The organism is Bradyrhizobium sp. SZCCHNS3052 (assembly GCF_032484495.1).
GTDB lineage: Bacteria > Pseudomonadota > Alphaproteobacteria > Rhizobiales > Xanthobacteraceae > Bradyrhizobium.
Genome location: NZ_JAUETB010000002.1, coordinates 674,594 through 686,840 on the forward strand (window position 1 = coordinate 674,594; position 12,247 = coordinate 686,840).

At 65.0% G+C, this 12,247-nt stretch carries 7 protein-coding genes; 4 read left to right on the top strand and 3 right to left on the bottom strand.

Going from position 1 to position 12,247, the window contains the following annotated elements; genetic code table 11:
* Positions 1-314 precede the first annotated feature (314 nt).
* The 3 genes from frc to QX073_RS11255 all read right to left on the bottom strand — a co-directional run bounded on the left by frc (position 315) and on the right by QX073_RS11255 (position 4,185).
* Positions 315-1,592: a formyl-CoA transferase gene (gene frc / locus QX073_RS11245; protein WP_315718405.1), complete on the bottom strand. Its 1,278-nt coding sequence runs from the start codon at positions 1,590-1,592 to the stop codon at positions 315-317.
* Positions 1,593-1,658: 66 nt separating this feature from the next.
* Entirely contained in the window at positions 1,659-3,392 is a 1,734-nt protein-coding gene (gene oxc, locus QX073_RS11250; protein ID WP_315754568.1) for an oxalyl-CoA decarboxylase, read from the bottom strand.
* A gap of 61 nt (positions 3,393-3,453) precedes the next feature.
* Positions 3,454-4,185 carry a GntR family transcriptional regulator gene (locus QX073_RS11255; RefSeq protein WP_315718407.1) on the bottom strand — a complete coding sequence of 244 codons (732 nt, stop codon included), beginning with the start codon at positions 4,183-4,185 and terminating at the stop codon, positions 3,454-3,456.
* A gap of 188 nt (positions 4,186-4,373) precedes the next feature.
* Here QX073_RS11255 and QX073_RS11260 point away from each other — a divergent pair, with 188 nt between their 5' ends.
* The 4 genes from QX073_RS11260 (at position 4,374) to gcl (ending at position 12,221) form a co-directional block, all read left to right on the top strand.
* The gene (locus QX073_RS11260) at positions 4,374-6,515 is read left to right on the top strand and encodes an acetate--CoA ligase family protein (protein WP_315754566.1); all 2,142 of its coding nucleotides are present in this window, start codon (positions 4,374-4,376) and stop codon (positions 6,513-6,515) included.
* A 126-nt stretch (positions 6,516-6,641) separates the two neighbouring features.
* The gene (locus QX073_RS11265) at positions 6,642-7,475 is read left to right on the top strand and encodes an IclR family transcriptional regulator (protein ID WP_315754564.1); all 834 of its coding nucleotides are present in this window, start codon (positions 6,642-6,644) and stop codon (positions 7,473-7,475) included.
* Positions 7,476-8,459: 984 nt separating this feature from the next.
* Positions 8,460-10,262: an adenine deaminase gene (locus tag QX073_RS11270; RefSeq protein WP_316225755.1), complete on the top strand. Its 1,803-nt coding sequence runs from the start codon at positions 8,460-8,462 to the stop codon at positions 10,260-10,262.
* Between the two features lie 171 nt (positions 10,263-10,433).
* Positions 10,434-12,221 (top strand): glyoxylate carboligase, encoded by a 1,788-nt coding sequence (gcl, locus tag QX073_RS11275; protein WP_316225756.1) that lies wholly within the window; start codon positions 10,434-10,436, stop codon positions 12,219-12,221.
* Positions 12,222-12,247: the final 26 nt, after the last annotated feature.

Here is a 12,247-nt window from a genome sequence, read left to right on the forward strand (position 1 = left end):
TATCGCAGTCTGATTTGTCAGCGCGCGTGCGCGAGAAAGCTCTCAAGCGACTATCGGCGCTGGCGGTGACGCGACCCGGTGCCAGCTTATCGCCGCGCAAGAGACCAAAAGGTTCGGCCCGACTGGGATTTGGGTGGATCTCAGCGCGACAAGTAGGGCAGCGGGCGATATCCTTCGCAGAAGCGTGCCAAGGAGACGTCAAGTCTCGGTGGGCGGGAATCAAAAAGCCGCCGGGCGATGCCGGCGGCTTGATGTCGGTGGGAGGTAGGTGCTGCGGCGCTCGCGCCGCTCCTGCCTTGGTGCTGCGTTGCCGCTTACTCAGCAGCTTCCTTGCGCGGCGGATCGAGTGCACCGGAGTCGTGGATCTCGGCGACCTGGTGGTCGCTGAAGCCCAGCACCTGGCGCAGGATCTCGTCGGTGTGCTCGCCGAGCAGCGGCGAGCGCGTGACGTCGGCCGGGCTGTCCGACAGCTTGATCGGGTTGCCGACCGAGAGATACTTGCCGCGGGTCGGGTGGTCGACCTCGACCAGGGTGCCGGTCTTGCGCAGCGACTCGTCCTCGGCGATCTCCTTCATCGACAGGATCGGGCCGCAGGGGATGTCGAACTCGTTCAAGATGTCCATGGCCTCGAACTTGGTCTTGGTCATGGTCCACTGCTCGATGCGGCCGAAGATCTCGTTCAGGCGCGGCAGGCGGGCAGCGGGCTTGGCGTAGTTCGGGTCGGTCTTCCAGGTCGGCTCGCCGATTACGTCGCAGATCTTCTCCCAGACCGGGGCCTGGGTGATGAAGTAGATGTAGGCGTTCGGGTCGGTTTCCCAGCCCTTGCACTTCAGGATGCGGCCGGGCTGGCCGCCGCCGGAATCATTGCCGGCGCGCGGCACGGCGTCGCCGAACGGCACGCCCTCGCCGAACTGGCTGTATTCCTTCAGCGGGCCGTGCTCGAGGCGCTGCTGGTCGCGCAGCTTGACGCGGCAGAGGTTCAAGACGCCGTCCTGCATCGCGGCGGTGACGCGCTGGCCACGGCCGGTGTGGGTGCGCTGATAGAGCGCGGTGACGATGCCGAGCGCCAGGTGCAGGCCGGTGCCGGAATCGCCGATCTGCGCGCCGGTGACCAGCGGCAGGCCGTCACGGAAGCCGGTGGTCGAGGCGGCGCCGCCGGTGCACTGCGCGACGTTCTCATAGACCTTGCAGTCCTCGTAGGGACCAGGGCCGAAGCCCTTGATCGAGGCGACGATCATCTTCGGGTTGATCGCCTGGATCTTCTCCCAGGGGAAGCCCATGCGATCGAGCACGCCGGGGCCGAAATTCTCGACCAGCACGTCGCACTTCTTGATCAGCTCGGTCAGAACCTCCTTGCCCTTGGGGTTCTTGGTGTCGAGCGTGATCGACCGCTTGTTGTGGTTCAGCATCGTGAAATAGAGGCTGTCCACGTTGGGAATGTCCTGAAGCTGGCCGCGGGTGATGTCACCCACGCCCGGCCGCTCGACCTTGATCACGTCGGCGCCGAACCAGGCCAGCAGCTGCGTGCAGGTCGGTCCGGACTGGACGTGGGTGAAATCGAGAATGCGAACGCCCTCGAGCGCCTTGGTCATGTCTTGCTCTCCGTAACGATTGGTCATCCCGCGACAGCGGGCATCTGATGTCCTTGCGGGTGGCCTTTACTTCTTCTTCGTCAGCACGCTCTGCGGATTGAGGTTGCCGATACGGCCGCTCTCGGATCCCGCAGCAGGATCGATCACGGCGTTGATCAAGGTCGGCTTGCCGGAATCCATCGCTTCGTTGACGGCGCGCTTCAGCTCGTCTGGCGAGGTCGCGTTGACGCCAACGCCGCCGAAGGCCTCCATCATCTTGTCATAGCGCGCGCCCTTGACGAACACGGTGGTCGCCGGGTCGTCGCCCGCCGAGTTCTGGTCGGTGCCGCGATAGATGCCGTCGTTGTTGAAGATAACGACGCAGATCGGAAGATTGTAGCGACAGATCGTCTCGACCTCCATGCCGGAGAAGCCGAAGGCGCTGTCGCCCTCGATCGCCAGCACCGGCTTACCGGTCTCGACGGCGGCGGCGATCGCCGAGCCCATGCCGATGCCCATGACACCCCAGGTGCCGACGTCGAGGCGCTTGCGCGGCTGGTACATGTCGATGACGCCGCGGGCGAGGTCGAGCGTGTTGGCGCCCTCGTTGACCAGGATCGCGTCCGGACGCTCCTTGATGATGGTGCGGAGCACGCCGAGCGCGCCGTGATAGTCCATCGGTGAGTTGTTGTTCATCAGCCGCGGCGCCATCTTGGCGACGTTGTCCTCGCGCTTCTTCTGCACCGCGCTCAGCCACTCGACCGAAGCCTTGGGCCAGTTGCTGCCCATCGCCTCGCTGAAAGCCGTGACGACCGAGCCGATGTCGCCGACCACGGGGGCCGCGATCTCGACGTTGGAGTCCATCTCCTTCGGCTCGATGTCGACCTGGATGAACTTCTTCGGCTGTTCGCCCCAGCTCTTGCCCTTGCCGTGCGACAACAGCCAGTTGAGGCGGGCGCCGATCAGCATGACGACGTCGGAGTCCTTCAGCACGGTCGAGCGCGCCGCGCCGGCGCACTGCGGATGCAGGTCGGGCAGCAGGCCCTTGGCCATGCTCATCGGCAGGAACGGCACGCCGCTCTTCTCGACGAAGGTCTTGATCGCCTCGTCGGCCTGCGCGTAGGCCGCGCCCTTGCCGAGGATGATCAGCGGACGTTTCGCGTTCTTCAACAGATCGAGCGCGCGCTTCACCGAGTCGGGCGAGGGGATCTGCGCCGGGGCCGGATCGATCACCTTGACCAGTGAGGCCGCGCCGGCTTGCGCGTTCATCACCTGGCCGAACAGCTTTGCCGGCAGGTCGAGATAGACGCCGCCCGGACGTCCCGAGACGGCGGCGCGGATCGCGCGGGCGAAGCCGATGCCGATGTCCTGGGCGTGCAGCACGCGGAACGCCGCCTTGCACAGCGGCTTGGCGATCGCGAGCTGATCCATCTCTTCATAGTCGCCCTGCTGAAGGTCGACGATCTCTCGCTCCGAGGAGCCCGAGACCAGGATCATCGGGAAGCAGTTCGTCGTCGCATGCGCGAGCGCAGTGAGTCCGTTGAGAAAGCCGGGAGCGGAGACGGTGAGGCAGACGCCCGGCTTCTTGGTGAGGAAGCCGGCGATCGCGGCGGCGTAGCCGGCGTTCTGCTCGTGACGGAAGGAGAGCACGCGGATGCCTTCAGCCTGCGCCATGCGACCGAGATCGGTGATCGGAATGCCCGGCACGTTGTAGATCGTGTCGATCCCGTTCAGCTTCATCGCGTCGATGACGAGATGAAAACCGTCCGTGAGCTCCTCGTGCGTGTCGGGTGCCTCGGTCTTAACAGCAGTCTGCGCCATGCGCCTCTCTCCCTGGTCGTCTACGAAGGCGCTTTGCGGCGTCTTCTTCTGTTTGAACCTGTCAGCTGAATAATTCCTGGCCGTGCGTCTCGACATAGGTCGCGAGGCCCAGCGTGTGATCACGGGCGCGCTTCTCGGCGAGCTCGGTGTTGCGTTCCTCCAGCGCCTCGATGATCGCGAGATGCTCGGGCAGGGAGGCCGCGATACGATCGGTGCGCCCGATCGTGAGCTGGCGATAGCCGCGCACGTGCAGCAGGATGTCGTTGGTCATGTCGACCAACACGGGCGATTCCGACAGCGAGATCAGCGCCTGATGAAACGCGATGTTCGCCTTGGAATACTCCTCGACGTGCTCCTGCGGCGGGCGGTCCTTGCCGAAGTCCTTGAAGTAGTCGCGCAGCGCCGAGATGTCCTTCTTGCGCGCGATCGTCGTGATCAGCCGCGCCGCCATGCTCTCAAGCGCCGCCCAGGCGCGGATCATGTCGACGATCTCGCTCTTGGTCCGGCGCACCACGACGATGCCACGGCGCGGCACGGTCTTCACGAAGCCGTCCTGCTCCAGCATCGCGATCGCTTCGCGAATGGGCGTGCGGCTGACACCGAGGCGCTCGGAGAGAGCGCGCTCGTCGAGCATGACAGGCTCGGGCGAGGCGTAGATGTCCATCTTCAGAATGGCTTCTTTCAAGGCCTCATAGGCCTTATTCTTGAAGCTCGTCTCCGGGGCGATGCGAGCGATCGCGATGTCGGCCTCGGCCATGATGGGCAATGCCTTGTTCGTTTTTTCTGTAGACAAGACCGTCTCCTCTCCTTGGGAGATGCTTGTTTACAGCATTTTGCGTCCAAGTTTTTTGGCATACCAGATGCCAGGATGTCAAGCTGCGAGCTTTTTCAGCGTGTCCACATCTTCGTCGCGCTTGACAAAGTTTGCGTCTGGCATACCAAATGCCATAAACGACCAGCAATCTCCAGGAGGAAGCCCCGATGTCTGACGCCATCCCGAATGCCAAGGCCACGATCCGAGACGTTCTCGATCGTGTGAAGGCGGATAAACGCACCAGCCTCACCGCGCCCGAAGGCAAGATCGTGTGCGACGCCTACGGCATTCCGGTGCCGAAGGAGGGCCTGGCGAAGTCTGCGGCCGAGGCGGCCAAGCTCGCGGGCGACATGGGTTTTCCGGTCGTGATGAAGATCGTCTCGCCGGACATTCTGCATAAGACGGAAGCCGGCGGCGTCATTGTCGGCGTCAAGACTGCCGACGATGCGAAGACAGCGTATGAGACCATTCTCGCGAATGCGAAGAAGTACAAGGCCGACGCCAAGATCGAAGGCATCCAGGTGCAGCAGATGCTGACCGGCGGTACCGAGGTGATCGTCGGTTCGATCACCGACGGTTCGTTCGGCAAGCTGGTGGCCTTCGGCCTCGGCGGCGTGCTGGTCGAGGTGCTGAAGGATGTGACATTCCGCCTCGCCCCCGCGACCAAGGACGATGCCCTGTCGATGCTCGACGGCATCCAAGCCCACGAAATGTTGAAGGGCGTGCGCGGCGGCGATGCCGTGAGCCGCGAGGCGCTGGCGGACGTCATCGTCAAGGTGTCGAAGCTGGTCAGCGATTTCCCTGAAATCGTCGAGCTCGACCTCAATCCGGTGTTCGCGACCAAGACCGGCGCGATTGCGGCCGACGTCCGCATCGTCGTCGATTTCGACTACAAGCCCCGTCCGGCGCCGCGCTCGAACGAGGAAATCGTCACCGCGATGAACCGCATCATGAAGCCCCAGGCGGTCGCCGTGATCGGCGCCTCCGCCGAGGACGGCAAGATCGGCAACTCCGTGATGAAGAACCTGATCAACGGCGGCTACAAGGGCCAGATCTACCCGATCCACCCGAAGGCCTCCGAGATCCTCGGCTACAAGGCCTACAAGAGCGTCAAGGACGTGCCCGGCGTGATCGACACGGCGGTGTTCGCGATCCCCGCCAAGTTCGTCGCCGGCGCGCTGACCGAATGCGGCGAGAAGCAGATCCCCGGCGCGGTGCTGATTCCCTCGGGCTTTGCCGAAGCCAACGAGCCGGAGCTGCAGGCTGAGATCGTCGAGATCGGCAAGAAGTACAATGTCCGCCTGATGGGGCCGAACATCTACGGCTTCTACTACACGCCGGCCAATCTCTGCGCGACCTTCTGCACCGCCTACGACGTCAAGGGCCACGCGGCGCTGTCGTCGCAGTCGGGCGGCATCGGCATGGCGATCATCGGTTTTTCGCGCTCGGCGAAAATGGGTGTGTCTGCCATCGTCGGCCTCGGCAACAAGTCCGATATCGACGAGGACGATCTGCTCGCCTTCTTCGAGCAGGACCCCAACACCAACCTGATCGCGCAGCACTGCGAGGACCTCAAGGACGGCCGCGCCTTTGCGGAAGCCGCCAAGCGCGTCTCCAAGAAGAAGCCGGTCATCGTGCTCAAGGCCGGCCGCACCTCGGCTGGCGCCAAGGCGGCCTCGTCGCACACCGGCGCGCTCGCCGGCAACGACAAGATCTATGAGGACGTGCTGAAGCAGTCGGGCGTCATCCGTGCCCGCTCGCTGCGCCAGCTGCTCGAGTTTGCCCGTGGCGTGCCGGTGCTGCCGACGCCGAAGGGTGAGAACGTCCTCATCATCACCGGCGCCGGCGGCTCGGGCGTGCTGCTGTCCGATGCCGTCGTCGACAACGGCCTGTCGCTGATGACCATGCCGCCGGATCTCGATGCCGCCTTCCGCAAGTTCATCCCGCCGTTCGGTGCCGCCGGCAACCCGGTCGACATCACCGGCGGCGAGCCGCCGATCACCTATGTGAACACGGTCAAGCTCGGCCTGTCGGACGAGCGCATCCACGCGCTGATCCTCGGCTACTGGCACACGATCGTGACCCCGCCGATGGTGTTCGCGCGCAACATGGTCGAGGTGAAGAAGGAGATGGAGGCCAAGGGCTTCGTCAAGCCGATCGTCGCCTCGCTCGCCGGCGACGTCGAGGTCGAGGAGGCCGCCGAATATCTCTACCAGAACGGCATCCCGGCCTATGCCTATTCGACCGAGCTGCCGGTCGAGGTGCTCGGCGCCAAGTACAAGTGGGCGCGCGGCGCGGGCCTGCTCTAAGTCAAATCGATGCGAATGCCGCTCCGGCGTCTCGCCGGGGCGGCACTTTCTTTGATAGCGTGACGAAGCAAGATCCGTCCGTCCGGCAACGGCGCCGCCTGTGAGGGCGGTGCAGAGAGGCGCCACGTGATCCGTCGCAAGACGATCGAGCCACGCGCGGATGCTGCGGCCGAACCCCGCGACGGCGGCGTGCAATCCGTCGGCCGCGCGCTCCAGATCCTGGAGATTCTCGCCGAAGACGACGAAGGTTATCGCCTCAGCGATCTCGCCGTCCGTGCCGGGCTTTCGACCTCGACCGTTCATCGCCTGCTGACCACGCTCGAGAAGCGCCGCTTCGTCCAGTTCGACCGCATGGAATCGAAATGGCACGTCGGCGCGCAGAGCTTTGCCGTCGGCGCGACCTTCACGCGTCGGCGCAATTTCGTCGCGTTGGCGATTCCCTATCTGCGAAGGCTGCGCGACCAGTCGCGCGAGACCGCCAATCTCGCCGTCGTCGACGATGAATCGCTGATGGTTCTGCTGCGGCTGGACAGCCGCGAGATCATGCGCTCGCTGACCAAGGTCGGGGGCCGCCTCGCCATGGTCGCCTCCGGCATGGGCAAGGCGGTGCTCGCGACCTATTCCGATGACGACGTCAACGGCATCATCCACCGCCAGGGCATGCCGCGCCTGACCGAGAAATCGATCATCCGCGCCAGCGACCTGTTCCGCGAGCTCGAGACCATCCGCCGCCAGGGCTACGCCGTCGACGACGAAGAGGCACGCCTCGGCCTGCGCTGCATCGCCGCCGTCGTCCACGATTCCTGCCGCGAGCCGGTGGCCGCCATCTCGGTCTCGGGCCTGGCGAGCCGGTTGACGGAGGATCGGGTGCCCGTGGTCGGAGGGATGGTGCGGGATATCGCGGCGGAGCTGACTGCGGCGCTCGGCGGCGTGACGCCACCGGCCGGAACGTTTCGGTAACAGGACGTTTCGGCAACGTGCAACGTTTCGATGACGGTGCATCTAACTCCAATGCACGGGCGGAGGGGTGAGTGCACCCTAGCCGGAATGATTCCCTCGTTCGTCCCTCGTTTGTCGTTCGGGGCGGCTTCTGTCCCGAATTCAGCTCAACCCTTTCCTCGCGTGCCGTTGAGCGATTTCGCGCTTCTGCTCGTTGCCGACATGCAATCTCTATGATACTCGGCTGATAGATATAATTTAAAGTTGTTGCGGCGCTTGCTAAGCTAAGCGGAGTCGGTGCGCCGACCGTCCCGCAAAACTGGAGCGTCGGGCGATGACAAATGTTGTTCGCCCTGAAGCCGGCCAACGTTCTGAAGCCGCGGCCTCATTGTGAAGGCCTTGCAAACGAAGGGAGCTCGATATGGTCACTCATGTGCGGACGAAATCGCGATCAACCAACCACGGCGACGACTTGACTGCGTGGCATCGACGAAGGAGGGGCGGGAGCATTCCGATCATCGGTGCCTTGGCCCTGGGCCTGTTATTTGCCTCCGAATCAGCATTCGCCCAGGCCCAGGCCCCAGGCCCGGGCACTTGCACAGCCGTCAAGCGTGCGCACCCGAAGGGACCTCATTGCGTCCTCACGCAAAACCATTGCATCAAACCCAACAAGCCGCACATGATGCTCACGGCAGCAGGCTGCAACTGCGTCTGCGCGCCGTAGCAGCAGTGAGCATTGCCGCGTTATGAAGGAGCGTCCATAAGGACGCTTCGGCACCGCCTGAGTTGCTGTCGAGCTCCCTTGGTCGTCGGCTCGAGCGTTGGGCAATCCGATGTTGCGGTCCGTCTCCGACGACAACGGGCATTTCGAGGGGAGGGAGGAGGGGGCTATTCACCCGCTGCTCAAGCCGTGGTCAGGGCTGCCGATCTATTTGGGCTTGTCGGGACGCGTGCATCGCGCAACCATCGCCGTGCATCGCCCAACACGTCCAGCGAGTTCGTGCCATGACCAAACTCACCCGCTTCTCGGTCGCCTCCCTGCACACCATGACGCGGCGGCTCGCCGACGTCGCATCGGGTCGCGCCGCATCCGATCTCGTCATCACCGGCGCCCGCGTGCTGTCGACCTATTCGGAGCGCATTCTCCCGAACCGCGAGCTGTGGATCACCGGCGGGCGCGTCGCGGCGGTGAAGCCGGCCGGGGCGCACAAGGCGATACCGAGCGGGTTCGCGATCTACGACGCGGCCGGCGGCATCATCGCGCCCGGCCTCGTCGATCCGCACATCCACATCGAATCCTCGATGGTGACGGCCTGCGCCTATGCCGAGGCTGCGCTGCTCAACGGCACCACGACGATCTTCTGCGACAGCCACGAGATCGGCAACGTCATGGACGTCGCCGGCGTTGAGGCGATGCTGGAGGATGCGCGGCAGGCGCCGCTGTCGATCTTCCTCACCGTGCCCTCGACCGTGCCGGCGACCTCGGCGGCGCTGGAGACGGCGGGCGGCGATCTCACGCCGGACAAGATCGCCGGCCTGTTCGATCGCTGGCCGGAGGCGGTCGCGCTCGGCGAGAAGATGGATTTCGTGCCGGTCTGCATGGGCGACGAGCGCAGCCATGCCATCCTTGCGGCGGCTTTGCAGCGCGGACGGCCGGTGTCCGGGCATGTCTATGGCCGCGAGTTCGTCGCGGCCTATGCCGCGAGCGGCGTCACCGATACGCATGAGGCGATCGACCGCGACATCGCCGACGACCTGCTCGATGCCGGCGTCTGGATTTTTCTGCGCGGTGGTCCGCCGACGACGCCGTGGCACAGCCTGCCGCAGGCGATCCGCACCGTCACCGAGCTCGGCGCCTCGCACAAGCGCACCGCCGTGTGCACCGACGATCGCGATGCCGATGATCTCATGCTGTTCGGCCTCGACTGGGTGGTGCGCGAGGCGGTGAAGGCGGGGATGTCGCCGGAGCAGGCGTGGTCGATGGGCTCGCTGCACGGCGCGACGCGCTTTGCGATGGATGGCGAGATCGGCGGTCTCGGCGGTGGCCGCCGCGCCGATCTGGTGCTGCTCGACGACGGCCTGAAGCCGCAATCGACCTGGTATGGCGGCGAGCTGGTGGTGGACAAAGGCAAGATCACGCCGCGTCTCGATCAGGCGCTGTCGCAGCGCTATCAGTACCCGAAGGCCGCCTATGCCACGGTGAAGCTGCCAAGACAGATGACGCTGACGCCGGAGCTGCCCACCAAGGCCTGCACCGTCAATGCGATCAAGACGGCGCTGCCCGGCATCACGCTGATCCACGAAAAGGTCGCGATCGAGCCGGCCAACGATTGGGAGACGCTGTTTGCGCGCTACGGTCTCTGCTTCGTCGCCGTGATCGAGCGCCACGGCAAGTCGGCCGGCAATGTCGCGCATGGCCTCCTCAAGGATTTTGGCCTCAAGCGCGGCGCCGTCGCCTCCAGCGTCGGCCATGACAGCCACAACATCATCGTCGCCGGCACCAACGAGGCCGACATGCAGGCCGCCGTCGCCGCGATCGGCGCGCAGCAGGGCGGCGTCTGTGTCGTGGCCGACGGCAAGGTGCGGGCGATGGTTCCATTGCCGATCGCCGGCCTGTTGTCGGACAAGCGCGTCACCGAGGTCGCCGAGGAGGTGAAGCTGCTCAAGAAGGAATGGGCGGAAGCCGGCTGCACCATTCCCTACATGGGCTTCAATTTGATTCCTCTATCGGTCATTCCGGAAATTCGTATCACCGACAAGGGCCTCGTGCTGGTGCCGCAGATGGAGCTTGCGCCGCTGTTCGAATAGCACCATCGAACCGTCATGCTGTTAGGACATGTCATCTGTTTGTCGTCCTAACTAACTGAGGCCACCCGTGTTTTGCCGGGCGTGCCGCATCGTGGGAAAAATCGACGACTGAATTGAGATCGCAGCCGTCAGCAGCGATCCTCGCGCATCAACCAAAAGAGGAAGCGCGAGATGGCGAAGATGCGGGCGATCGATGCTGCGGTGCGAATCTTGGAGAAGGAAGGCGTCACCTGCGCCTTCGGCGTTCCCGGCGCGGCGATCAATCCGCTGTATTCCGCGCTGCAACGGCGCGGCTCGATCCGCCACATTCTCGCCCGCCACGTCGAGGGCGCCTCGCACATGGCCGAGGGCTACACCCGCGCCAAGGCCGGCAACATCGGCGTGTGCATCGGCACCTCGGGCCCAGCCGGCACCGACATGATCACCGGGCTCTATTCGGCGATCGCAGACTCCATTCCGATCCTCTGCATCACCGGCCAGGCGCCGCGCGCGCGGCTCCACAAGGAGGATTTCCAGGCCGTCGACATCGAGCAGATCGCCAAGCCCGTGACCAAGTGGGCGGTCACGGTGCGCGAGCCCGGGCTCGTGCCGCGGGTGTTCAGCCAGGCGTTCCACATCATGCGCTCGGGCCGTCCGGGCCCGGTGCTGATCGACCTGCCGCTCGACGTGCAGCTCGCCGAGATCGAGTTCGACGACGAGACCTACACGCTGCTGCCGGTCTACAAGCCCGCGGCGAGCCGCAAGCAGATCGAGAAGGCGCTGGAAATGCTCAATGCCGCCGAGCGGCCGCTGATCGTCGCCGGCGGCGGCATCATCAACGCCGATGCCAGTGATCTGCTCGTCACCTTCGCCGAGACCGTCAACGTGCCTGTGGTGCCGACCCTGATGGGCTGGGGCGCCATCCCCGACGATCATGTGCTGATGGCCGGCATGGTCGGCCTGCAGACCAGCCACCGCTACGGCAACGCCAACTTCCTGGAGAGCGATTTCGTGCTCGGCATCGGCAACCGCTGGGCCAACCGCCACACCGGATCGCTCGAGACCTACACCAAGGGGCGCAGCTTCGTGCATGTCGACATCGAGCCGACCCAGATCGGCCGCGTGTTCAATCCCGATCTCGGCATCGTCTCGGACGCCAAGGCGGCGCTCGAGCTGTTCATCACCGTCGCGCGCGAGTGGCGCAAGGCGGGCAGACTGCGCGAACGGCAGGCGTGGCCGGCGGCGTGCCAGGATCGCAAGCGCACGATGCTCCGGCGCAGCGATTTCGATCAGGTGCCGATCAAGCCGCAGCGCGTCTATCATGAGATGAACAAGGCGTTCGGCCGCGACACCTGCTATGTCAGCGTCATCGGCCTGTCGCAGATCGGCGGCGCGCAGTTCCTCAGCGTCAACCATCCGCGCCACTGGATCAATGCGGGGCAGGCGGGGCCGCTCGGCTGGACCCTGCCGGCCGCGCTCGGCGTCCGCGCCGCCGATCCCAGGCGCGAGATCGTCGCGCTCTCCGGCGACTACGACTTCCAGTTCCTGATCGAGGAGCTCGCGGTCGGCGCGCAGTTCAACCTGCCTTACATCCACGTCGTCGTGAACAATGCCTATCTCGGCCTCATACGTCAGGCGCAACGCGGCTTCTCGATGGACTATCAGGTGCAGCTCTCGTTCGAGAACATCAACGCGCCGGAGGTCGGCGGCTATGGCGTCGACCACGTCGCGGTCGCGCAGGGCCTCGGCTGCAAGGCGATCCGCGTCACCGACCCGCGCCAGGCGCAGGCTGCGTTCGCGACCGCGCGCGAATGGATGGCGGAATACCAGGTGCCTGTCGTGGTCGAGTTCGTGCTCGAACGCGTCACCAACATCGCGATGGGTACCGAGATCGACAACGTCGTGGAGTTCGAGGAGGTGCTCGATCTGCCGGTCGACGAGACGCCGGCCGAGCCGGCGCGCACCTTGCAGCCGGCTTGACCGCAGCCATCGCACTCAGTCGAGGA